At 70.1% G+C, this 23,732-nt stretch carries 19 protein-coding genes and 2 pseudogenes; 11 read left to right on the forward strand and 10 right to left on the reverse strand.

What is annotated here, in order from left to right; genetic code table 11:
• The first annotated feature begins 73 nt into the window (after positions 1-73).
• The gene (locus E5671_RS41245) at positions 74-982 is read left to right on the forward strand and encodes an EamA family transporter (protein ID WP_237330350.1); all 909 of its coding nucleotides are present in this window, start codon (positions 74-76) and stop codon (positions 980-982) included.
• 10 nt (positions 983-992) lie between these two features.
• Here E5671_RS41245 and E5671_RS41250 read toward each other — a convergent pair whose 3' ends face one another.
• On the reverse strand, positions 993-1,877 hold the full coding sequence (locus tag E5671_RS41250) for an RNA polymerase sigma factor SigF (protein WP_160510751.1): 885 nt from the start codon (positions 1,875-1,877) through the stop codon (positions 993-995).
• A gap of 258 nt (positions 1,878-2,135) precedes the next feature.
• Here E5671_RS41250 and E5671_RS41255 point away from each other — a divergent pair, with 258 nt between their 5' ends.
• On the forward strand, positions 2,136-3,296 hold the full coding sequence (locus E5671_RS41255; protein ID WP_160509330.1) for a SpoIIE family protein phosphatase: 1,161 nt from the start codon (positions 2,136-2,138) through the stop codon (positions 3,294-3,296).
• A gap of 43 nt (positions 3,297-3,339) precedes the next feature.
• Here E5671_RS41255 and E5671_RS41260 read toward each other — a convergent pair whose 3' ends face one another.
• From E5671_RS41260 to E5671_RS41270, 3 genes are all read right to left on the reverse strand, one after another.
• Positions 3,340-3,837 carry a MarR family winged helix-turn-helix transcriptional regulator gene (locus E5671_RS41260; RefSeq protein ID WP_160509331.1) on the reverse strand — a complete coding sequence of 166 codons (498 nt, stop codon included), beginning with the start codon at positions 3,835-3,837 and terminating at the stop codon, positions 3,340-3,342.
• A 344-nt stretch (positions 3,838-4,181) separates the two neighbouring features.
• Complete coding sequence (locus E5671_RS41265; RefSeq protein WP_160509332.1) at positions 4,182-5,804, reverse strand: VWA domain-containing protein; 1,623 nt, start codon at positions 5,802-5,804, stop codon at positions 4,182-4,184.
• A gap of 17 nt (positions 5,805-5,821) precedes the next feature.
• Positions 5,822-7,021 carry an AAA family ATPase gene (locus E5671_RS41270; protein WP_160510752.1) on the reverse strand — a complete coding sequence of 400 codons (1,200 nt, stop codon included), beginning with the start codon at positions 7,019-7,021 and terminating at the stop codon, positions 5,822-5,824.
• A 193-nt stretch (positions 7,022-7,214) separates the two neighbouring features.
• Between E5671_RS41270 and E5671_RS41275 the strand changes: the two genes are divergently transcribed.
• Positions 7,215-9,626: a phosphoketolase family protein gene (locus tag E5671_RS41275; protein WP_160509333.1), complete on the forward strand. Its 2,412-nt coding sequence runs from the start codon at positions 7,215-7,217 to the stop codon at positions 9,624-9,626.
• 12 nt (positions 9,627-9,638) lie between these two features.
• Here the strand turns inward: E5671_RS41275 and E5671_RS41280 are convergent, their stop codons facing one another.
• Positions 9,639-10,115 carry a cupin domain-containing protein gene (locus E5671_RS41280; RefSeq protein ID WP_336605991.1) on the reverse strand — a complete coding sequence of 159 codons (477 nt, stop codon included), beginning with the start codon at positions 10,113-10,115 and terminating at the stop codon, positions 9,639-9,641.
• Positions 10,116-10,255: 140 nt separating this feature from the next.
• On the opposite strand from E5671_RS41280, the gene E5671_RS41285 reads away from it, so the two are divergent.
• Both E5671_RS41285 and E5671_RS41290 read left to right on the forward strand, forming a co-directional pair.
• On the forward strand, positions 10,256-10,876 hold the full coding sequence (locus tag E5671_RS41285; RefSeq protein ID WP_160509334.1) for a TOPRIM nucleotidyl transferase/hydrolase domain-containing protein: 621 nt from the start codon (positions 10,256-10,258) through the stop codon (positions 10,874-10,876).
• A 143-nt stretch (positions 10,877-11,019) separates the two neighbouring features.
• Entirely contained in the window at positions 11,020-13,911 is a 2,892-nt protein-coding gene (locus tag E5671_RS41290) for an NACHT domain-containing protein (RefSeq protein WP_160509335.1), read from the forward strand.
• A 28-nt stretch (positions 13,912-13,939) separates the two neighbouring features.
• Here E5671_RS41290 and E5671_RS41295 read toward each other — a convergent pair whose 3' ends face one another.
• From E5671_RS41295 to E5671_RS41305, 4 genes and pseudogenes are all read right to left on the reverse strand, one after another.
• Complete coding sequence (locus E5671_RS41295) at positions 13,940-14,182, reverse strand: DUF6411 family protein (protein WP_160510754.1); 243 nt, start codon at positions 14,180-14,182, stop codon at positions 13,940-13,942.
• A gap of 121 nt (positions 14,183-14,303) precedes the next feature.
• A pseudogene (gene murJ / locus E5671_RS41300) lies at positions 14,304-15,987 on the reverse strand (murein biosynthesis integral membrane protein MurJ).
• Positions 15,988-16,034: 47 nt separating this feature from the next.
• Entirely contained in the window at positions 16,035-16,670 is a 636-nt protein-coding gene (locus tag E5671_RS45620) for a hypothetical protein (RefSeq protein WP_202121458.1), read from the reverse strand.
• Between the two features lie 119 nt (positions 16,671-16,789).
• Positions 16,790-17,890, reverse strand: coding sequence for a methyltransferase (locus E5671_RS41305; protein ID WP_160509336.1), 1,101 nt, complete (start codon positions 17,888-17,890; stop codon positions 16,790-16,792).
• Positions 17,891-18,097: 207 nt separating this feature from the next.
• Here E5671_RS41305 and E5671_RS41310 point away from each other — a divergent pair, with 207 nt between their 5' ends.
• The 6 genes and pseudogenes from E5671_RS41310 (at position 18,098) to E5671_RS41330 (ending at position 23,405) form a co-directional block, all read left to right on the forward strand.
• Positions 18,098-19,090 carry a GlxA family transcriptional regulator gene (locus E5671_RS41310; RefSeq protein WP_160509337.1) on the forward strand — a complete coding sequence of 331 codons (993 nt, stop codon included), beginning with the start codon at positions 18,098-18,100 and terminating at the stop codon, positions 19,088-19,090.
• Positions 19,091-19,191: 101 nt separating this feature from the next.
• Positions 19,192-19,845, forward strand: coding sequence for a cysteine hydrolase family protein (locus E5671_RS41315; RefSeq protein ID WP_160509338.1), 654 nt, complete (start codon positions 19,192-19,194; stop codon positions 19,843-19,845).
• Between the two features lie 127 nt (positions 19,846-19,972).
• Entirely contained in the window at positions 19,973-20,050 is a 78-nt protein-coding gene (locus E5671_RS47840) for a 50S ribosomal protein bL37 (RefSeq protein ID WP_370443954.1), read from the forward strand.
• A 131-nt stretch (positions 20,051-20,181) separates the two neighbouring features.
• Positions 20,182-20,283: pseudogene (locus E5671_RS41320) on the forward strand (VOC family protein); the annotation flags it as partial.
• Between the two features lie 255 nt (positions 20,284-20,538).
• Positions 20,539-22,932 (forward strand): ATP-binding cassette domain-containing protein, encoded by a 2,394-nt coding sequence (locus tag E5671_RS41325; protein WP_160509339.1) that lies wholly within the window; start codon positions 20,539-20,541, stop codon positions 22,930-22,932.
• Between the two features lie 266 nt (positions 22,933-23,198).
• Complete coding sequence (locus tag E5671_RS41330; protein WP_160509340.1) at positions 23,199-23,405, forward strand: hypothetical protein; 207 nt, start codon at positions 23,199-23,201, stop codon at positions 23,403-23,405.
• A gap of 18 nt (positions 23,406-23,423) precedes the next feature.
• Here the strand turns inward: E5671_RS41330 and E5671_RS41335 are convergent, their stop codons facing one another.
• A complete protein-coding gene (locus tag E5671_RS41335; protein ID WP_160509341.1) occupies positions 23,424-23,714 on the reverse strand; it encodes a hypothetical protein in 291 nt (96 codons plus the stop codon).
• Positions 23,715-23,732: the final 18 nt, after the last annotated feature.

Here is a 23,732-nt window from a genome sequence, read left to right on the forward strand (position 1 = left end):
GCAGGCAAGCCTAAATGGTTTTGTGCACATTCATTTGCTGGACCTGCACGGTCGAGGTGCAGAGCCTGGACGCATGATGAAGCTTCCCGCACCCACGCTGATGCTCGGCAGCGTGCTGAGCCTGCAGTTCGGGCAGGCCCTGGGCAAGCAACTCGCCGACGCCGTGGGCGCGTCCGGCGCCGTGACCGTGCGCCTCGGCCTGGCGGCGGTTCTCCTGCTGCTCCTGTACCGGCCCTCGCTGCCACGCAACCGTACGGACGTGGCCCTGGTCCTCGGCTTCGGGACGGCGATCGCCGGGATGAACCTGATCTATCCCGCGCTGCTCCTGCTGCCCCTCGGCCTTGCCAGCGCCCTCCAGCTCCTCGGCCCGATCACCCTCGCCGTGCTGACGTCGCGCCGGTGGCGTGACGCGGCCTTGGCCGTCCTCGCCGGAGGCGGGGTGTTCCTCTTCCACGTCCCCCACGGCGGCGGTTTTCCGCTCGCCGGAGTGCTGCTCGCGCTGGCCGCGGGGGCAGCCATGGCCGCCTACCTTCTCCTGAGCAAGAAGGCGGGAGCCCGGAGCGCGGGAGGCGGTCCGCTGGCCCTGGCGGTGACTTGGGCGGCGGTGCTGACGCTCCCGCTGGGTGTGGCGGGCCCGGGGGCCGAACTGCTCACCCCGCGGATTCTGCTGCTCGGAACCGCACTGGCCGTACTGTCGGCGGTCATCCCGTACTCCCTGGAGCTGGCAGCCCTGAGGCGGCTGCCGGTCCGAACGGTGAGCGTCCTGACCAGCCTGGAACCAGCGAGCGCGGGCTTGGCGGGCGTACTGGTCCTCGGCGAAAACCTGGGCGTCATACAGTGGTTGGCGCTGGCATGCGTGGGAGCGGCGAGCGCTGGGGTGACGGTCCCGACCAACACCGGGAACGGGGAGGCCGCTGCGCCTGGAGCGGGCGCTCCCCGTCCACGATCGCGACACTCCGACGAGCCCCGCTGTCCGCTCTGACGGCTGGGTGTCAGGCCAGCATTCCCTTGCGGAGCTTGGTGAGGGTGCCGGTGAGGAGGCGGGAGACGTGCATCTGGGAGACGCCGAGTTCGGAGCCGATCTGCGACTGGGTCATCTCCTGGCCGAAGCGCAGTTCGAGGATGCGGCGCTCCCGGTCGTCGAGTTCGTCGAGGAGCGGTGCAAGCGTGTGCAGATCCTCCACCGTTTCCATGGCGGGGTCCGGTTCGCCCATCACATCGGCCAAGGTGCGCGTCGGTGCGGCCGCGCTCTCACCACCGTCGGTGGGCGCCTCCAGGGAACCGGCGGTGTAACCGTTCGAGGCGACGAGCCCGTCGATGACCTCTTCTTCGGTGATGGACAGGTAGTCGGCGAGTTCCTTGACCGTCGGGTCATGGTCAAGATGGGCGGAGAGCTGCTCCTTGGCCTTGGCGAGCTCCACGCGCAACTCCTGGAGCCGGCGCGGCACATGCACCGCCCAGGTGGTGTCCCGGAAGAACCGCTTGATCTCGCCGAGGATGTAAGGCACGGCGAAGGTGGCGAACTCGACCTCGCGGCTGAGGTCGAACCGGTCGATCGCCTTGATGAGGCCGATGGTTCCGACCTGGATGATCTCTTCCATGTCGCCGTTGCCGCGATTGCGGAACCGGCGGGCGGTGAACTGCACGAGCGTCAGGTTCATCTCGATAAGGGTGTTGCGTGCGTACTGGTATTCGCGCGTGCCCTCTTCCAAGGTCTGAAGCCGGTCGAAGAACAGCTTCGACAGGGTTCGGGCATCCTTCGGGGCGACCTTGTCCGTGTCCTCGATCCACGGCAGCGCACCCTCAACGGCAGCTGCCTCGCCCCAGGCCGGCGTCTCGTCATTTCGTACAGTCTCGGCAGCTTGTTCAGAGATCAGTGTCACTTCCCTACCTCCCCTGGTCTACGAAGCTTCCTCGTACCGCCCCTGCCCCAGCTCACGGGAGGCATGTGCGTTGACCCAATTTTTCTTGCTGCGGGGAAATAGTTGTCTCCATGCATCGTACGATGTGCGAGGTTGCCCGGCGTCAGCCAGGCATTCACCCGAACCTGACAGCCCCACGCCGAAGGCCGACGGACCGGGGGCGCTGTCGGCCGGGTCCCCAATTCGGCGTGGCTTAATGAGAAGCAGGATCACGTGGACAGATTCGCTGCCGTCGAGCGGGCGCTGCGCAGCGCGGCGCCCCATTTGCTGCTCGATGTCGTGACGGGGGCGTTGCGGGAGCAGTACGGGGTCGAGAGGGTGGAACTGCGGCTCGCCGACTACGGCTTGACGACCCTCCAGATGGTGGAGGACGTGCCGTTCACCACCGAGTCGGTACTCATCCATGACAGTCCGCAGGGCAGAGCCTTCGGCGCCCAGGAGCCTCGCGTCGAGTCACGGGCGCAGGGCGCGGCGACCATCCATCTGCCGGTGACCGTCCGGGGAGACCGGATGGGCGTACTCACCGTCACGTTTCCCGAAACGCGCTTTGAACTGGATCATCTGCCGGAGATGCAGCGCATCTGTCAGGCGCTGGGCCACGAGATCCTGGTCGCCGAACGCGACACCGATCTGTACCTTCTCGCGCGCAGGGCCGCCCGCCTCACTCTCGCCGCCGAGATGCAGTGGCAGCTGCTGCCGGGGCGGTCCGTGACCCGTCCGGAGTTCCAGCTGGGCGCCCATCTGGAGCCCGCGTACGCGATCTTCGGCGACAACTTCGACTGGTCGGTCTCGCCGCGCCACCTCACGCTCACCGTGACCAACGGCATGGGCCAGGGGATGGAAGCGGCCCTGCTCACCAACCTCGTGGTGAACGCGCTGCGCAACGCCCGCCGCGCCGGGCTCGACCTGCCCGGCCAGGCGAGCCTCGCCGACCAGGCCGTGTACGCGCAGTACCGGGGTGAGCTGCACGCCTCCGTCCTGCTTCTGTGCTTCGATCTCGCCACCGGCGATGTGGAGGTCGTCGACGCCGGATCGCCCCGCATGTGGAGGTATCGAGGGCGGACGGTCGAGTCCGTCGACTTCGACGCGCAGCTCCCCCTGGGGATGTTCGAGGAGACGGTCTACGTCGCGGAGCGCCTGCGACTGGAACCGGGTGACCGCATCTTGGTGGGCAGCGACGGGGTCTACGACAGCGTCTCGAAGGCGGGGGAGCGGTACGGGGAGCGGGCCCTTGCCCGGTCTCTGTCGGCGCACCGCCTGCTGCCCGCGTCGCAGGTGCCGCAGGCGGTGCTGCGTGATCTCGGGGAGTACCGAGGTTCGTTGCCCCTGGACGATGACGCTCTGGTGGTCTGCCTCGACTGGTTCGGACGGTAGCCGAGGGTGGAGGACGAGCCGGCCTGAGCGCTCAGTGGCTGGTCTAACCGACCGAGCGCCAGGTTCTGGCTCCGTCGTTGTCCTGCTCGGAGGCGGTCGCCACTTCGCGAAAGCCCCTGAGCCCTTCGAGCAGGGCACGGCGCGCCTTGGGCGGCATGGCGTCGATGGTGGCCATCAGTATGCTCTCGCGCCGCTTTCGCAGGTCGGCGAGGTAGGCCCGGCCATGGCTGGTCAGCCGGAGCTCCAACTCCCGTCGGCTGACCGGACTGGGGGTACGTTCGATCAACCCCGTGGCCTGCAGCCGGTCGCACAGGCGGCTCACCGAGGGGGGAGCCGAGCCCAGGGCCTCGGAGAGCATCCGCAGGTTGATGCCCTCGTCGCGGTCCAGTGCGTACAGCACGCGCAGCTGGGACGGAGACACGGGCCCGGTGGGAACGGCCTCACGTCCCCGTTCCCACATGACTTCGAGCAGTTCGATGAACTCGGAACCCGCATGAGCCGCATCCCGGGACCTGCGATCGGGTTCGGGACTCAGACCCATATCGATGACACTCCGATCGGCGTTGTCTCACTTGTACATCTTGCCACCGGGGCACGGTCCACACCCCGTGGCCCGGTCGGCTGACAAGGACACTCAGGTCGCGGAGCCCGGAGGACCGTGCGTGCGATGGCGGAAAGCTCCGTGAGACCGCGTCGACCCCGGCTGACTCGTCTCGGTTGATGGGGCACGGTGCGAGGGGCGCCGGTGGATCACGCGGCACCGGATCGCATCTCGGCGCGGGCGGTTGTGCGAGGAAGCATAGTGGAAATCGGCCTGAGCTTCGCTGGCCGGTCGGTGATTCGAGAAACGATCCACCGCTGTGTGCGCCGGACCAGCAGAAGTACTCAGATCACGCGGAAGAGGTCGGCCGCCGCGTGGACGTCGGTGAGGTCCTCGATGGACCGGAGGTTGTCGCACAGGGCGTCGAGGACCGAGCCGGCTTCGGCGGCGGGCGGGGCGCCGATGGCCACGCCGAAGACGCGGAACCCCAGCCGGTGCTTGGCGTCGTTCCAGCCGCGCATCCATTCCTCGGTGACACCGCATTCGTCGTCGGTGAGCATCACGATGTCGCCGCGCGAGCGGGCGGCGTCGTCGAACTCCTCCTCCAGGAGTTCGGCGGCCGCCGACAGCGGCCTCTGGTAGCTGGTGCCGCCGCCGAGGAACGTCTCCGCGAAGTCGACGACCCTGGCGATGTCGGCGGACTCGTCGGCAGGGAAGCGGAAGACCTGGAGCTTGTCGGCGGCGGCGAACAGGATGCCGACGAAGTCACGCTTGGCGTGGCGGGCCTGATCGAAGAGCGCCAGGGCGCACGCCTTGGCCCACGCCTCGCGGGTGACACCGCCCGGCCCCTCCACGTACATGGAGTGCGAGGTGTCCACGCAGGCGATGACGGCGCCTTTGCCGGTGGACTGCTCGCCTTGGCTGTCGTAGAGCATCAGTTCCCCGGCGGCGTAGCGCGCGGCGAACACCGCACGCAGCTCGGGCAGGCCCAGGTTGGCCAGCTCGGAGGGGATGACGCGGGAGAGATCGTCGCCGAGCGTGACGCCGACCAGCTCCCCGGTGGCGTTCTCCACCTTGCGGGCGCGCTCACCGTCGGCCATCTGCCGGAAGCGGCCGATCAGCTCGGCCCACTGGGCGAGACGGCTGGTGCGCAGCCGTTCGGCGAGGCGGGCGCGCTGCTCGAACGGCATCCGCTCCAGTTCGCCGGAGCCGACGCCCCAGGCCCGCATCAGCGAGGCCTCCTGCCGCACGGCGTCGGATGCCTTCGACGCCGCGTTCCGCGTGGCGGCACGGATACCGGGAGCCGCCGCCGCGATGGCCTGCTCGGCGTACTGGGAAGCCTGCCGCGCGGCTGTCTCGGCGGACTCGGCGGCCTCGACCGCCAGTTGGAGGGCCTCGGCGGCGGGGGCCGGCACGCTGCCGTCCTCGTCGGCCCGGTCGGCGGCCTTCTGGAGCGCCTCGCCCACGGCGGCCGCCGCGTCGTCCGCGTCCTGCTGGGCCTTCTTCGTCTGCTCGGCCCGTTCCTGGGCTTCGCGGGAGCGCTCGAGGAGCCGGCGCAGCTCCGGTGCCTGGGCGAGTACGGCCATGGCGGCGGCGTAGGGGTCACCAGCCGTCTCCCGGTGCAGCTCGGCGAACTCCGGCGACTCCATGAGGGAGGCGATGACCCGGTGGTTCAGCAGCCGGGACGGCGCCATCCGCGCACACTCGCGCAGCAGCGGGACGGCCTTGTACGCGGCCAGGAACACGTCGGTCAGGAGGTCGGTGGCGTACTCGTGCCGCTCGTTCAGTTCCTCGGTGAGCTCGCGCAGCCCGGCCGACTGCTCATAGGTGTCGCGCCACGCGATCTGTTCGAACCGGTCCGCGATCACGGCCGTTGTGTGCCGCTCGGGAGCGGCGACCGCCGACAGGCCGAGCCACCTCCCGGCCCGGCTCGCCAGCTCGTCGAGCCTGCTCGCGGTCTCGTCCATGCGCCCGATTCCCGGTGTCAGAACTGGGCCTGCACCATGCTCGCGTCCACGCCGAGCGCCTCGGTGAGAACGCGGGCGCGGACGGCGCGCTGGCGGCCGGTGACGCGGTCGATGGCGGCGGTGGAGCGGCCCGCGCCCGCCGCCTCCGCGCGCAGCGTCTCAAGACGCTTTCCCGCCATGGCGAGCTTGTTGTGGGCCTTCTTGATGACCCAGTCGCTCAGCGCCTCGCGGGACTGCCCGGCCATGGCGTCGAGCTGGGCCTCTATCTCCTCGATGGCGTCGGCCAGGTCGAGCGCCTCCTTGGCGTCGGGGTTGACCAGGTGCAGCACCTCGCGCTCGACGGTCGGCCGCTCGGCGGGGGAATCCCACAGCACATGGGTCAGGACCGACAGGTCGGTCGCGGCGACCGCAGGGCGGTCGTCGAGGTACGCGGAAGCCTGGAGCAGACGTACCGCCTGCCGCCAGCGGCGGTCGGACGCGACGAGTTCCTTGCGGCGCAGGGCGGCCCGCAGCGTGCACACCGCGTCCACGATCGCCTCAGGGACATCCACGGCCGGGACGGCTTCGGCCACGGCGTGCTGCAACGCGGCCAGTTCGACGGTGGTCCGCGTCGGTGCCTCCGGGCGGCCGACGGCGGAGCGGACCAGCGCGGCGAAGTTCGAGGGGTCTGACAGATAGCCGACCTCGATCCGTACGAGGAGCCGGTCGTAGATCGCGGCCGTGTCCTCCCCCGCGGGCAGTTCGTTGCTCGCCGTGATGGCCCCGATCAGCGGGCAGCGGATCGGTTCGCCGCCGCTCTCGGGGTGGTAGATCCGCTCGTTGAGGTAGCCCAGCGTCTCGTTCAGGGCTGCCGTGGAGCACTTGAAGATCTCGTCGATGAACGCCACGTGCGCGGTCGTGGCGCGGCCCTCGTAGACCTGGCGGTACTCGCCCCGGGCCAGCGCGGCGACGTCGACGGGACCGAACATCCTCGTCGGCGCGGTGAACTTCGACAGGAGGATCTCCCAGTACGACGCGCCGTCGACCCGGCCCGTGAGCTCCCGGGCCATCTCGGACTTCGCCGTTCCGGGCGGGCCGAGCACCAACGAGTGCTGTCCGGACAGGAGCGTCACCACCAGCGTCCGCACCACGTCAGCCCGCTCGTAGAAACGGTCCGACAGTTCGTCGCCGATCGCCCGCAACCTCTTGGCGGTGTCCTGCGCTTCCGGTGCCCCCACCATTTCGCTCCTTGCCTGTACCCCGCCGGGCTCGTTCTCCGGTACGGCCCTTCGCCCGAGCACGATAGCTGTGTAGATCTCTCCCAGTGGGAACCCGGGGGCGCGGAACATGCGTCCGGCCGACTTCGGGAGGCGTGTGATGCGGCGCGCCGTTACGTTGAGCCAGGCTGGCCATTTATCGGAAGGAACAGCCATGGGCGATCCCGCGGTGAACCCGGCCGTACCCGCCGCACCACCCTCTGATGCCGAACTGCAGGCCCTGGAACGGTACTGGAGGGCAGCCAATTACCTCTCGGTGGGGCAGATCTATCTGATGGACAACGCCCTCCTGAGGCGCCCCCTCGCGGTCGAGGACATCAAGCCACGCCTCCTCGGCCACTTCGGAACCTCGCCCGGGCTCAATCTCGTGCACGCGCACCTCAACCGGGTCATCAAGGCGCGACAGCTGGACACCGTCTGCATCTGGGGCCCCGGGCACGGCGGGCCCGCCGTACTGGCCAACTCCTGGCTGGACGGCACGTACACCGAGACCTACCCCGACATCACCCGCGACGAGGAGGGGATGACCCGGCTCTTCCGCCAGTTCTCGTTCCCCGGCGGAGTGCCGAGCCACGTCGCCCCCGAGACGCCAGGCTCCATCCACGAGGGCGGCGAACTCGGCTACTCCCTCTCGCACGCCTACGGCGCCGCGTTCGACAACCCCGACCTCCTGTCGGTGTGCGTCATCGGCGACGGAGAGTCCGAGACCGGCCCGCTGGCCGCCTCCTGGCACTCCAACGCCTTCCTGGACCCGGTGCACGACGGCGCGGTGCTGCCCGTCCTGCACCTGAACGGCTACAAGATCGCCAACCCGACGATCCCGGCCCGGCTGCCCGAGGACCAGCTCGACGACCTGATGCGCGGGTACGGGTACGAGCCCGTGCACGTCACCGGCGACGACCCCATGACGGTCCACCGGGACTTCGCCGCCGCCCTCGACCGCTGCCTCGACGGCATCGCGGCGATCCAGCGCGAGGCCAGGGCCGCCGGGGACGCCGAGCGCGCCAAGGACGCCCCCGCGCCCCGCTGGCCCATGATCCTGCTCCGTACCCCGAAGGGCTGGACCGGCCCCAAGACGGTGGACGGCAAGCCGGTGGAGGGCACGTGGCGCGCGCACCAGGTGCCGCTGGCCAACGTCAGGGAGAGCGCCGAGCACCGCCGCCAGCTGGAGGAATGGCTGCGCTCCTACCGGCCCGAGGAACTGTTCGACGCCGACGGGCGCCCGGCATCCGGGCTCCTCGACATCGCCCCGCGGGGCACGCTGCGTCTCGGCGCCAACCCGCACGCCAACGGCGGGCTGCTCCTGCGCTCGCTGCCGCTGAAGCCGCTCGACGAGTTCGCGGTCGACGTGGACAAGCCGGGCGCCACCCTGAACGAGCCGACGCGGGTGCTCGGCGGCTACCTGCGGCAGGTGATGGCCGACACCGCCGAGCGGCGCGACTTCCGGCTCGTCGGCCCGGACGAGACCGCGTCCAACCGGCTCGACGAGGTCTACGGGGCCTCCGGAAAGGCCTGGCAGGAAGAGATCCACGACGTGGACGAACACCTCACCCGGCACGGGCGGGTGATGGAGATCCTCTCCGAACACACCTGTCAGGGCTGGCTCGAGGGCTATCTGCTGACGGGCCGTCACGGTCTGTTCTCCTGCTACGAGGCGTTCGTGCACATCGTCGACTCGATGGTCAACCAGCACATCAAGTGGCTGCGCACCACCCGCGAGTTGCCCTGGCGGGCGCCGATCGCCTCGCTGAACTACCTGCTGACCTCGCATGTGTGGCGCCAGGACCACAACGGCTTCTCGCACCAGGACCCCGGCTTCATCGGACACGTCCTCAACAAGAGCCCGGAGGCGGTACGGGTCTACCTGCCGCCGGACACCAACACCCTGCTGTCCACCGCCGAGCACTGCCTCGCCTCACGCGACTACGTGAATGTGATCGTGGCCGGCAAGCAGCCCGGCTTCGACTGGCTGAACCTGGACGAGGCGCGGGCCCACTGCGCGCGGGGTGCCGGTGTGTGGACCTGGGCCGGCACGGAAGCCCCCGATCAGGAGCCGGACGTCGTGCTGGCCTGCGCCGGGGATGTGCCCACCCTGGAGGTGCTCGCGGCCGCGAGCCTGCTGCGCAGTCACCTGCCGCACCTGGCCGTGCGGGTGGTCAACGTGGTGGACATCGCGCGGCTGATGCCGGAGGGCGAGCATCCGCACGGCATGCCGGACGCGGAGTTCGACGCCCTGTTCACCCGCGACAAGCCGGTGATCTTCGGATTCCACGGCTACCCGTGGCTGGTGCACCGGCTCGCCTACCGGCGCGCGGTCCACCCGCACATGCATGTCCGCGGCTACAAGGAGCGCGGCACGACCACCACGCCCTTCGACATGGTGGTCGCCAACGACCTGGACCGCTACCGCCTGGTGATGGACGTCATCGACCGGGTACCGGGCCACGGCATCCGCGCGGTGGAGGTACGTCAGCGCATGGTGGACACACGGCTGCGCCACCACGCGTACGTGCGCACGAACGGCATCGACCTGCCCGAGGTGCGGGACTGGACCTGGCAGGACTGATCTCCCGCCCCTTCACGCGAAGTCGGTGGCGGGCTCGGTGGCGTAACGGCTCATCACTTGGGCGGTCGCCTCGGGGGGGAGTGCCTGGCCGTCGGCGATCATGGCTCGCAGGTCCCGGAAGTACTGCACGTACAGGTCAGGTGTGAACGTGCTGACCATGACGGCCGGTTGGCCGGTCGTGTTGGTGAACGTGTGCGGCGCGCCGGGCGGGACCATCACGAGCGTTCCCGCGGTCGCGTCGTGGTTCGTCTCGCCGACCGTGAACCGTACCGTGCCGGAGACGACGTAGAAACCCTCGTCGTGCTGGGCGTGGCGGTGTTGCGGCGGTCCCGGCGTGTGGGGCGCGAGGACCGATTCGGCGAGCCCGATGCGGTGCCCGGTGTTGCTGCCGTCGTCGAGGGCGCGCAGTCGCGTGGTGCCGAGGACGATCGTCTCGCCGTCGTCCGGGCCGACCACCGATACGGACGGCGGGGTGAACGAAGGCGACACGAATCCGCTGATCCGCTCGTTCGTCCGGATCGCGATCGCCGCCTACCAGGATGCCTACCGGGACTGAGTACGCCGGGCATGGCGACCGGCGCTGTCGAATATCGCGTGCCGTGGCGTCGGCGAAGGTGCAGACTCGCTGCATGGCGGAGGACATGGGGGCGTTCCGGGACGCGGTCGACGACTGGGCGGCCGGCGGGCCCGGCGAGCCGGCCCGTGAGCTGGCTGTCCAGGTGGGGGTGCGGACGGCGGTGCTGCTGGAAGGGCCGAGTGACCGCGCGGCCGTTGAGGCGCTGGCCGCGCGGCGTGGCCGGGACCTGGCCGCCGAGGGGGTGTGCGTCGTGTCGATGGGCGGGGCGATGAGCATCGGCCGCTACACCGAGCTCCTCGGCCCGCCCGGCCTCGACCTGCGTCTGGCGGGACTGTGCGACGTGGGGGAGCAGCGCTTCTACGACCGCGGTCTGGAGCGGGCAGGGGCGCCCCGCCGGGACTTCTTCGTGTGCGTGTCCGACCTGGAGGACGAACTCATCCGCGCGCTGGGCACGGCAAGGGCCGAGGAGATCGTCGGGAACGAGGGCGACCTGCGGGCCTGGCAGACCTTCCTGCACCAGCCCGCACAGCACGATCGGCCCCGGCAGCAGCAGTTGAGGCGCTTCCTCGGTACGAAGAAGGGCCGCAAGATCCGCTACGGCCGCCTCCTCGTCGAGGCCCTCGACCCCGAACTGACACCGGCCCCGCTCGACGACCTCCTCACGACCTTGTGAGCCCCGAGGCCGCTGACGCCCGCTGACGCCCGCTGACGCCGACGCCGCCGGGACCCGGCGTCCCCCGTTCCGCCTTGCCGGTCGTACCCCGGCTGGGACAATGTGCGGCACCAGCCAGGGCGCGGCGGACGGGGGCGCGACTGATGAGGTACTGGCGGCGTGGGATATGGGTGGGGGCGGCGCTGGGGACCGGCGCGCTGGTGGCGGTGACGCTACGGGACCGGAGCCTTGAGGGTGTGGGTCCGCTCCTTTCGGTCCTCGGGTTCCTGGTGTCGCTGGCCGGGCTCCTGCACGCGACGGTGCGGCCCGCGGCCGTATCGCCGTCGCCCGCCGAGCAGTTGGACCGTGCCGCCGACGCCCTTGCCGACGCGGTGCGCGCCCAGTGGCAGGCCGAGTGGCGATTACGCAGGCTCCAGGATCCCGAGCCGCTCGCCGTGCGCTGGACGTCCGCGCAGCCCTGGCTGTCCGATCTCGACGAGGCCATCGGCTGGCCGGCCCGGGACACCGAACGCCCCGACCTGTCCGGCCTCCTGTCCGAGATCACGCAGGTCTTCGGCTACGTGCCGTCACGTCGCCTGGCCGTGCTCGGACCGCCCGGCAGCGGCAAGACGGTACTCGCGGTGCGTTTCACCCTCGACCTCCTGGAGCGCCGGGACGCGGGCGACCCCGTGCCCTTCCTGTTCCAGGCGTCGAGCTGGCAACCCGACCAGCAGGACCTGCGCCAGTGGCTTGCGGACCGTATCGTCGCCGGCCACCCGGCCCTGGCAGCCTACGGCCCATCAGGAGTAGCGCTGGCAGCGGAACTTGTGGCATCCGGACGCATCCTCCCCGTAGTGGACGGACTCGACGAACTGGGCGGACAGCTGCGTACACGCGCGGTCTGGCGGCTCAACACCGAACTCGACGCCGGAGCCCCGCTCTTCCTCACCTGCCGCAGCGGTGTGTACTCCGACGTAGTCGAGGCCGGAGACGTCCTCACCTCGGCCGCCGTGGTCGAACTCCAGCCGCTGGGCTTCGAAGAGGCCGCCGGATATCTGACCCGCACCGCCCGCCCCGTGCGCGGCCCCGCGGGCGCACGCGCCACGGCCTGGGACCCGGTGCTCGAACACGGGAGGCGACACCCCGATGAGGCGGCGTCCCGCTGCCTTCGCGAGGTTCTGGAACTGCCCCTGATGGTGGCGATGGCGCGCGCCGTGTACGGCGACACCGGCGCCGACCCCGCCGAAATCCTGCGCCGTCGCGAACTCGCCGAACCGGCCGCCATGGAACAGCACTTGCTGGACGCCTTCGTCCCCGCCTCGTTCCGTACGTCGGAGCGCTGGGACGGTGACGACGCGATGCGCCGACTCCGCTTCCTGGCCCGGCACTTGGAGCGGCGCGGCACCCGCGACCTGGCCTGGTGGGAACTGCACACGGCGCTGCCGGGCCCGCTGCGCCTGCTCGGTCCGCTGCTGCTGCTCGGGGCGGTCGGAGAAATCATCTGCATCACCGCGTGGCTGTCGGGGCAGGGCGCCGTGTGGCCGGTGGCGGGGGCCGCGGTCCTTGCAGGTCTGTGCGCGGGATACGCGGCGCTCGCGCGCGAGGGCGCGGGCCTGCCGCGCACCCTCCTGTTGTCACTCGCCTGCGTGATCCCGCTGGCGGCGACCATAGGAGCGGCGCGCCCGCTCACCAGGGACCCCTACTTCGACGTCCCGTTCGCCGGCATGCAGGAACTCCTCGGCTGGCTGACCGTCGGCGCGCTGTACGGGGTGGCGGTGGCGGCGGGGCTCGGTGTCATCGGCGTCACAGCCGCTCCCACGCCCGCGACGATGCCGTTCCCCCTGTTGCGGACCTGGCGTTACCGGCGGTGGGTGTGGAAGACGGTGGCGGGGATCTTCGTGGCGATCCCCGCCGTGTTCGTCACCGACATGGTCGTGTACCCGGCCTCGGGGGCGACGCTCCTGACCGTCGCCGCGGTCGCCGCCGCGCTGGGCGCTTTCGCCGTACGGGGTGAGGGGGCGACGGCGGTCGAGTCCGGCGGGCCGCCCGGTCGGCGATACGGTCCGCGCCGGGCGGGCAGACTCGGCAGGGCCGTCGTCCGCGGGCTCGGCGTGGGGCTGCCGGCCGGAGCCGTGCTCGGCCTGGTCTTCGCGCTCGTGGCGGGCGGCACGGCTGCGGGGAGGGCGGCGATGCGCGACGACTTCCCGTTCCGGGCGACCGTCCACACCTCGGCCGACGGCGGTCGCTACGTCGTGGCGGACGACGGCACGCGCTACGGGCTGCGTCCGGACGGCGAGACGTACATCCGCGGAGCGCGCCCTCTGGAGGGAGCCGTCGTCCCGGACTGCTACGGACAGGGCCCGGCCTTCGTCCCGCGGAGTACGGGCCCGGACTTCGATCCGTGCCAAGGCGGCGAGGAGCGGGCGAGCGTCAAGGCGGTCATGGAAGTGACCGTGGGCTCGCCGGAAACGGGTGTCGTGCGGGTTCGTCTGCCCGACGGCCGTGACGCCTCGGCCGACGGCGTGGAGGACGGGATGGAGGAGGCGGAGTGGCGGTGGCTCACCCGGCAGAACCCCGGCCAACTCATGGGCGCCGCCTTGTCGTTCGGGCTTGCGGGCGGTCTCGGTATCGGCGTCGTGGCGGGGTTCGCGGCGGGGCTGCACCGCTGGCTCGGCGCGCCCGTCGACACGACCCGCACGCCGAGCCCACTGGCCAGCCTGCGAACGGACCGGGACACGGGGTTGGTCCGCGGCTTCCTGATCACGCTGGTGGCCTGGCTCTGCAACGTGTTCGTGGCCGTGCTGCCCCTGGGCGCGGCTGCCGCGACCGTCGTCGTCATCCCGACGGGCCTCGTCACCGTCGCCCTGTCCGCGTGGGGGCGTCTCCTCACGGCCCGCCTGTGGCTCTGCTCGACCGGCCGGCTGCCCTGGGGCCTGATGGCGTTCCTCGCGGAGGCACATGAGCGGGGCGTGCTGAGGCAGGCGGGGGCGGTCTACCAGTTCCGGCACGCGCGGCTACAGGAACGGCTGGCGTCCACGGACGAGGACCATCGCTGAGGGACGTGCTGCGTCAGAGGGCGAGGCGTCAGAAGGGCAGACGGCCTCGGGTGCGCCGACCGGCCGAGCCGCTGCGGAACACGGCCTTGGAACTGCTGCGGAACGGCTTGCTGAAGAGCCGCCCCAGGATGCCGGGAGCCTTGCTTCCGGCGCGTGAGCCGGCTCCCAGGGTGCGCTGGGTTCCACGTTCGGGGTGCCGGGAAAGGCGGGGGACGAAGAAGGCGAGGACGGCCAGAACGATACAGACAGCAACTATGCCGATAATGATCACGAAAGGCTCCTGTGTCGAGGCGTGCCTGCCGTGTGCCCTGCTGAGCGAGGTGTATGCGGGCACCGACAGCCCGACGCTCTGTCGTTCCATGCTTCGTCCCTTGCTTCGTCCCTTGCCGGACTCAGCGCATTCCGGGCAGCCGCCGGAGCTCGCTGACCTTCATCAGCCGTGCGAGGAAGAGGTATCCCAGGACCGTCGTGAACACTCCCGCACAGAGCGCGGCGGCAGTCGGCCACGTTCCGCTCCCCAGCCCGGCGCACGCCTGTGCCGCGGCCCAGCCAAGGCCCGCGGCGGGGCCGGCGGCGCAGAGCAGCTTCCCGTAGGTGCGCCGCAGGCTGCCGTCGTCGATGCGGGCTCCGAGCCTCCTGCGCAGCAGGTACGCGGTGAGCGCGAGGCCGGCCAGGTAGGACAGGGTGTAGGCCCCGGCCATGCCGACGACTGCCCAGCGGGCCGGCAGCAGCAGGTGGCAGGCCGTGGCCAGGGCGATGTTCACCCCCGCGATCCAGGACGCCATGAAGAAGGGCGTACGCGTGTCCTCCAACGCGTAGAAGCCGCGCAGCAAGAGGTACTGGGCGGAGAACGGGATGAGGCCGAGCGCGAAGGCCTGCAGCATGTACCCCAGAGGGCGGGCCGACGCGGTATCCGCCGCTCCGTGGGCGAACAGCAGCGACGCGATCCGCGGCCCCAGGGTCAGGAAGAGGAAGGCGGCGGGCACGATGACCACGCCGCTGAGCCGCAGAGCCCGGGACAGATCCGCGCCCAGATCCTGGACGCGCCCCTCCGCGGCGGCCCGGCTCATGCGCGGCAGGAGAGCCGTCACCAGGGACACGGTCACGATCGACTGCGGCAGCAGCCAGATGGTCTGCGCGTAGGTGTAGGCGGAGTAGCCCGCGCCGGCCCGGGGCAGCTCCTGGTCGGCGGCGTTGGCGTAATTCGTGACCACTGTCAGAGCGACTTGGTTGGCCAGGACGAACAGCAGCGTCCACTTCGCCGCGTGGACGCTCCGGCCCAAGCCGGTCCCGCGCCAGTCGAAGCGCGGCCGGAACCGGAAACCCGCCGCCCGCGCGAACGGGACGAGCGCCAGGGCCTGTACGGCGATGCCCGCGGTCGTGCCGAGGCCGAGCAGCCGCACCTGGGCGGCGGTGATGTCCTCCACCTGATCGGGGACCGTCATCAGTGTCAGGTAGGCGGCGAACATGCCGACCAGAACGACGTTGTTCAGCACCGGCGTCCACATCATCGCGCCGAACTTCTCGCGGGCGTTGAGGACTTGTCCGTAGATGCTGAACAGGCCGTAGAAGAAGATCTGCGGCAGCAGGAACCTGGCGAACGTCACCGTCAGTTCGAACGCCTCGTGGCTGTCGGGGGTGTCGCGCATGTACAGGCCCACGATCTGTGGAGCCGCCCACACCGCCAACGCCGTACCGACGCCGAGCACGCACACCACGAGGGTGACAAGCCGCTGCTCGTAGGCGCGCCCGCCATCGGGCTGCGTCGTCCTGGCGCGCACCCAGCTGCGGCACCAGGACGGCGTTGAGCGCGCCGCCGATCAACAGCGTGTAGAGGCTCGTCGGCACGGTGTTCGCCGTGTTGTACGTGCTGGCCAGCAAGCCCGTGCCCAGCGCCGCGGCTTGCAGTACCTGCCGGATGAGACCCGTCGCCCGCGACACCACCGTGCCGACAGCCATCAGCAACGACGAGCGAACAAGCCCGCCTTGTTTCTTCTTCCGCCGAGCGGCATGCCGCCCTCTTCTCTGCTGCTCCCGCGGCATGGTCCGCACCGCGGGGCCCGTCCCCTCCACCATGCGGTCAACCTACGTTGCCCGGCAGCCGCGGCTACCGCCGCCCCACGTCACCCCGTGATGGATCCCGTGTACTCCGGGAAGTCCAGGTCGAAGTCTTCGCTGCTGCGCTGCACGGTGACGACGATCTTCTTGCCGTACTTCGTCTCCAGGACGTTGTCGTTGGTCTTCGTCGCGGACACCCCGGGAGCCAGGCGGCCTTCGAGCGGCTCGGCGCCCTTCTCGAACGCGGTCTGGGCGGCCTCGCCGCCCTTCGTGGCGCCCTCGATGATGAGGGACAAGTCATCGAGGGCGACGGCGGACTTGCCGGAGTTCGTCACCTTCAGTTTCACGCGGAAGTCGGTGTTGCCCGGCTCGGCCGACTCCATCAGCTCGGCGTCGTGGTCCGTGAACACCTTCGCCTCGGTGACGGACACCTTCAGGCCGTCGGGCCACGTGTAGGACTCGCCGAACTTCAGGCCCTTCGCCTGCGCCTCAGCTCCGTCCGCGTCGGCGTCGGCGCCTTCGTCGGAGCAGTGCTTCGTCCAGTCGGCCTGACTGATGTCCTGGTCGGCGCAGTCGACCTTCTCCGACACCGACCCCTTCGAACCGCCCGCAGACTTGGCGTCGGCCTTGTCACCGCCACCGCCACCGTCACCATCGCCATCGCTGCCGCCGCAGGCGGTCAGAGCGGCCAGAAGCATCACGGCCGCGGCCGTAGTAGCGCGAACGCGCATATGTCCCCCCAAGGTTGAGCCAGGCGGAACACGTTAAGTCACATGCGGTTGAAACGTGCAGGATGTGATCGGGTCGTGATGCTGCAGCCTTATGCCGCTGTCGCCGCTGTCGCCGCTGTGGCTTCGATGAGGCAGAACGGATCCGCCTGCGGCAGCGGGGTCACCGCGGTGAGGGACAGGCCTGCCCTGCGGCACAGGTCCTCGAAGTCGGGCCGGGTTCGTTCCCTGCCGCCCACGTTCACCATCATGTTGAGGTCGGTGAGGTACGTGAGTCCGGCGGTTTCGGCGTCGACGATCTCGGGCAGCACCGGCTCCACTATCAGGACGCGGCCCGCGGGCGGCAGCACCTCGCGGCAGTGGCTCAGGATCGCGACCGCCTGTTCGTCCGACCAGTCGTGCAGGATGCTCTTCATCAGGTAGACGTCGGCGCCTTCGGGAACCGAGCGGAAGAAGTCGCCGGCCACCAACGAGCATCGCGCCGTGAGCCCTTGGCGCTCCAGCGTCGCCGGTGCCTGGGCCAGGCCCTCCTCGGTGTCGTAGATGACGCCCGTCAGGGTGGGGTGCTCGCGGAGCACCGCGCTCAGCAAGGTGCCGTCACCGCCACCGACGTCGGTCACGGAGGTGAAGCGGCCGAAGTCGAAGGCGCGCGGCAGGACGGCGGCGGTTGCCCTGACGGCCTGGCTCATGGCCGCGTTGAACTCCGCGGACAGGTCGGGGAATTCCTTGAGGTGGCTGAAGAAGTCCTTCCCGAAGACCGCGTCGAACGCGACGTCACCGGTCCGGACACTGTCGTCCAGGTGCTCCCAGGCGCGCAGCATCGTCGGCTCGGTGAACATCCGTACAAGTGACGTGATGGAGTCGGGCCGCCCGGGGTTCAGGGTGGCGCCCGCCGGAGTCACCGAGAAGGAGCCCGCCGTGTGTTCGCGCAGCAGGCCGAGGCTCGCCAGGGCACGCAGCAGCCTGGTCATGGGCTGCGCAAGCGCTCCTGCGTCGGCGGCGACCTCGGCCGCCGAGCGCTCCTTGTCGCCGATCAGCTCCATCACCCGCAGCCGGACGGCCGCGCGGACGGTCTGCGCGGCCAGGCTTCCGAAGATGAGCTGCGCGACCAGGCCGCGTACGTCCTCGGTGTCGTTCGCCGGGGTGTGATGCGTCGCGGTGTCGTTCGTCGTGGTGTCGTCGTTCGTGGTCATCGTGGCTTCCCCTCGGTTCGGTATGTCAGGCAGCGGCTGTGCCCAAAGACCCCGCCGGCCCGTGCCCCCGACTATGCCGATGCCGACAGTGGCCGTATTGGACGAATGTTCCCCGGGGCAGCCGCTCTCCGAACCGTCACCGCACATGTCCGGATGTGACAGAGAACCGTCATTGCGGCCATCGGTGGGGGCGGTGAGGATGGGGTCATGCCCACTGCGCACCGTGTCGTCATCGCGGTCTTCCCCGATGTCGATCTCCTCGACGTCACCGGCCCGGCCGAGGTCTTCGCGCTGGCCAACCGGGAGACCGCCGGCCGCGCCGGCTACCAGGTGCGCCTCGCCGGGCCGGTCGCCGGTGAGGTCCGTACGTCGGCAGGGGTGCGGCTTGTGGCGGACCTCGGCTTCGACGAGGTGCGCGGGCAGGTGTTCACCCTCCTGGTGCCCGGCGCGGTCGACATGACCGATGAGGGCCCGCTGGCCCGCATCGACGCGGACGTCGTGGAGTGGGTGAAGGCGACCGCCCCGCAGGCCCGCCGAGTGGCATCGGTCTGTGTGGGCGCGCACGTGCTGGCCGCGGCCGGACTCCTCGACGGTAAGACGGCGACCACCCACTGGTCGACCGCCGCCCAGCTCGCGGCCGAGCACCCCGCCGTCTTGGTCGACCCTGACCCCATCTTCGTACGCACCGACCGAGGCCGGTTGTGGACCGGGGCCGGGATCAGTGCATGCCTGGATCTCGCCCTGGCGCTCGTGGCCGAGGACCAGGGCGAGGACGTGGCCCTTTCGGTGGCCCGGAACCTGGTCATGTACCTCAAACGCCAGGGCGGACAGAGCCAGTTCTCCGTACCGCTCAGCCGCCCCGCGTCCGCCCGCCGTGACATCGACGAGCTGCGTCTGTGGATCGCCGAGCACCTCGACGGTGACCTGTCGGCGGCGGCACTGGCGGCCCGGATGTGCCTGAGCGAGCGGCACTTCGCCCGCGTCTTCAAACAGGAGACGGGCACAAGCCCCGCCGACTACGTGGAAGCCGCCCGGGTAGAGGTGGCGCGCCGCCTGCTAGAGACCACCGACAGCCCGCTCGACCAGGTCGCGACCGCCGCCGGGCTCGGCTCGGTGGAGACCCTCCACCGGGCGGTCAACCGGCAGCTCGCCACCACCCCGGCTGCCTACCGCCGCCGCTTCCGCGTCCAGACCACCTGACCCTCCCCACCCAGCACCCCTGGGGCACGCAGGCGAGCCCTACGGCTTCGCCATGCCTCATGCCGTAACCCCACCGCGCAACACGAAAGGCGCCTCGCCCCATGAGCACGTACACGAACCAGCCCGCCCCTCAGCCCTCCACTCACCCGTCCACGACCCTGCGCGACGTGATCGGCCTGGACAACCAGCCGCCCCGGCTGAGCGAATCCGCCCTGATCATGATCGACTTCCAGAACACCTACCGCACCGGCGTCATGGCCCTGGACGGCGCGGAGGAGGCACTCGCGGCAGGCGCCCGCCTCCTGGAGCGCGCCCGTGCGGCGGGCACACCGGTCGTCCACATCCTCAACGACGGAGGCGAAGGCACCCCCTACGACATCCGCGCCCACATCGGGGCCATCAGCGACGAGGTCGCCCCGGTGGACGGCGAGGCGGTCGTGGTCAAGCAGTTCCCCAACTCCTTCCACGCCACCGAGCTGGAGAAGACGCTGACCGGCCTGGGCTTCGCCCCGGGCAGCGGCAAGGACCTGGTCCTCGCCGGCTTCATGACCCACATGTGCGTCAACTACACCGCCCAGGGCGCCTTCAACCTCGGCTACCGCCCCACCGTCGTCGCCGAAGCCACCGCCACCCGCGCCCTCGCCACCCCGGACGGCACCGTCCTGCCCGCCGCCGCGCTCCAGAGCGCCGCCCTGACCACCGTCACCGACCTGTTCGGCACCGTCGTCCCCACCGTCGACACCATCCCTGTCTGACCAGGCCGCCACAGGTGGTGAGTGTCGTGACGTAGGACACGTCATTACCAGGCGTCGTCCTGGGTAGGGGGCGCATGATCGCCTGGGCTCGTGCCCGGGAAGCAACACCGGAACCACGGAGGTATCCATGTCCTCGAAGCGACGTCGCAAGAAGAAGGCCCGCCGCAAGAACGGCGCGAACCACGGCAGCCGCCCCCAGTCCTGACGACGGGCGCGGCGATCGGGGGCGGCACCATGTGGTGCCGCCCCCGAGGCGTTTCCCGGGCGAGCGCGGAGGCCCAGACCGGTCAGGAATCGAGAAGCGCCGCCCCCCGAGCCGTGCCTAGCGTGAATCCCATGGACGTCACCCTTCACGCGAGCTTCCTCCCGCACAGCGATCCGGACGCCTCCCTGGCCTTCTACCGCGCCTCCCTCGGCTTCGAGGTCCGCCACGACATGGCCACCGCGGACCTGGACGGCACCTTCGCGCGGCTCCTGGCTCCGCATCCAGGAGCTGCGCTGAGGGCAACGGTCCTGTAATCGCACGCCACCCGGCCGACACCGGCCGACACCGCCAAGCGGAAGGACGGCCACCCGTTGCCGCAATCACGCCGACGAAGTAGAACCTGACGTATCGCTCGACGATGATCAGATCGAGCCAGGCGGCACCGACGGAGACCGCGCAGGCGGCTCCGCCTGACAGATGGAGACACCATGAGCCCGGCCAAGAGAAGGACCGCGCAGTCGCCTGCGCTCCACGCCGCCGACAGCCACGACTTGATCCGGGTGCACGGCGCGCGCGTGAACAACCTCAAGGACGTCAGCATCGAGCTCCCCAAGCGACGCCTGACGGTGTTCACCGGTGTCTCAGGATCGGGCAAGAGCTCGCTGGTGTTCAGCACGATCGCCGCCGAGTCGCAGCGGATGATCAACGAAACCTACAGCGCCTTCGTGCAGGGCTTCATGCCGACGCCCGCGCGCCCCGAAGTCGACGTACTCGACGGCCTCACGACCGCGATCATCGTCGACCAGCAGCGGATGGGCGCCGACCCCCGCTCCACGGTCGGCACCGCCACCGACGCCAACGCCATGCTGCGCATCCTCTTCAGCCGGCTCGGCAAGCCACAGATCGGCCCGCCCAGCGCGTACTCCTTCAACACCGCGTCGGTCCGGGCGAGCGGCGGGATCACAGTCGAACGCGGTGCCGCCAAGACCAAGACCGTGAAGGCGACCTTCAACCGCACCGGCGGCATGTGTACGCGTTGCGAGGGCCGGGGCTCGGTCTCCGACATCGATCTCACCCAGCTCTACGACGACTCCAAGTCGCTCTCCGAAGGCGCGTTCACCATCCCCGGCTGGAAGTCGGACAGCCAGTGGACCGTGCAGGTCTACGCCCAGTCGGGCCTGGTCGACCCGGACAAGCCGATCCGCAAGTACACCAAGAAGGAACTACGGGACTTCCTCTACGGGGAGCCCATGAAGGTCAAGGTCAACGGCGTCAACCTCACCTACGAAGGGCTGATCCCCAAGATCCAGAAGTCGTTCCTCTCCAAGGACAAGGAGGGGATGCAGCCGCACATCCGGGCCTTCGTCGAGCGCGCGGTCACCTTCACCACCTGCCCCGACTGCGACGGCACACGGCTGAGCGAGGGGGCCCGGTCCTCGAAGATCAAGAAGATCAGCATCGCCGACGCCTGCGCGATGGAGATCCGCGACCTGGCCGAGTGGGTCCGCGGCCTCAAGGAGCCCTCGGTCGCGCCGCTGCTCACCGCGCTGCAGCAGACCCTCGACTCGTTCGTGGAGATCGGCCTCGGCTACCTCGCCCTCGACCGCCCGGCGGGCACGCTGTCCGGCGGCGAGGCGCAGCGCGTCAAGATGATCCGCCACCTCGGCTCCTCGCTCACCGACGTCACGTACGTCTTCGACGAGCCCACCATCGGCCTGCACCCCCACGACATCGAGCGGATGAACAAGCTGCTCCTTCGACTGCGGGACAAGGGCAACACGGTCCTTGTCGTCGAGCACAAGCCCGAGGCCATCGCGATCGCCGACCACGTCGTCGACCTCGGCCCCGGCGCCGGTACGGCGGGCGGAGCCGTCTGCTTCGAGGGCACCGTCGACGGGCTGCGCGCCAGCGACACCGTCACGGGCCGCCACCTCGACGACCGTGCCGCGCTCAAGGAGACGGTGCGGGAGCCCTCCGGCGCGCTGGAGATCCGCGGCGCCACCCGCCACAACCTCCAGGGCGTCGACGTCGACGTCCCGCTCGGAGTGCTGTGCGTCGTCACCGGCGTCGCGGGCTCCGGCAAGAGCTCACTGATCCACGGCTCCGTCCCCGCGTCCGCGGGTGTGGTCTCGGTCGACCAGGCGCCGATCAAGGGCTCGCGGCGCAGCAACCCTGCGACGTACACCGGACTGCTCGACCCGATCCGCAAGGCGTTCGCCAAGGCCAACGACGTGAAGCCGGCGTTGTTCAGCGCCAACTCCGAAGGCGCCTGCCCCACTTGCAACGGCGCGGGCGTCATCTACACCGACCTGGGGATCATGGCCGGCGTCGAGACCCTCTGCGAGGACTGTGAGGGGAAGCGGTTCCAGCCCGCGGTCCTCGAATACACCTTCGGTGGCCGCAACATCAGCGAGGTGCTCGCGATGTCGGTGACCGAGGCGGAGGAGTTCTTCGGCGAGGGCGAGGCGCGCACCCCGGCCGCGCACAAGATCCTCGAACGGCTCGCGGACGTGGGGCTCGGCTACCTCAGCCTCGGCCAGCCGCTCACCACGCTGTCCGGCGGCGAGCGGCAGCGGCTCAAGCTGGCCACTCACATGGCGGAGAAGAGCGGCGTATACGTCCTCGACGAGCCGACCACAGGGCTGCACCTCGCCGACGTCGAGCAGTTGCTGGGTCTGCTGGACCGCCTCGTCGACTCGGGCAAGTCGGTGATCGTCATCGAGCACCACCAGGCGGTCATGGCGCACGCCGACTGGATCATCGACCTCGGCCCCGGCGCGGGCCACGACGGCGGAAAGATCGTCTTCGAGGGCACGCCCGCGGAGCTCGTCGCCGACCGCTCCACGCTCACCGGCGAACATCTCTCGGCATACGTCGGCTGATTTATCGCAAGGTCCCGCGCAGCCGTCTTGCATAAATCCGTCACTCAAGTGTCGTGTGCAAAACTCGTCGGCACTCCTGGGCCCCTGGGCAAGAAGTAAGCCTCGTTTGGGTGCGAATTCGAAGACCGCCCGCAGACGATCCATGGGGTCAGTAATCTGCGTCTGACGTTCCATTAAGCCCGTGGCATGCGTGTGCCACGGGCTTAATGCCGGACGCGGGCGAATTCGTGAAGGTGCCGGGAGCGGAAAGGATCGTTGGACTGCGCATGAGCGATGCGGGGAGCGGGATTCCTTCGCCGCGGCCACCCCGTGCCGAGACAAGGGCGGGTGGTGGGCAGGTCGCTTCACAATCCCCGATCTACGACGCGCTGGTACGCGAGTGGGAGGCCCAGAACCGCGAGGTGCCGCGCACGCCGGCCCCGCGCTCGCGCTGGGAGCGCGTCGACCCGCAGGACCTGTTCCACCGAGGCTGACCGGCTGCGGTTGCCGCGTCACGCGAGCGGCGTCGCCGGGTGGGCATGGGTGCTGAGCCAGCGGCAGATCGCGAGGGCGACCGTGTCGTCGAGCGTGCTCAGCGCGTCGATGGCCTTGACGTCGTCGGGGTGGGGAGGGATACCGGCCGTGGTGAGCGTCGCGTGCAGGCTCAGACGGTGCCGGTCGCGGGGCGTGAGCACGGCCGGGGCCGCCATGTCCAGACGCTGCGCCGGGTCGGGCGGGGGCAGCAGGAGGTCGGCCTCCGCGTCCCAGTTGACGGTCGGCAGGATGGTGGCAGGTGAAGTCATGGCGGCTTCCTCACGACG

The sequence above is a fragment of the Streptomyces sp. BA2 genome (assembly GCF_009769735.1).
Lineage (GTDB): Bacteria > Actinomycetota > Actinomycetes > Streptomycetales > Streptomycetaceae > Streptomyces.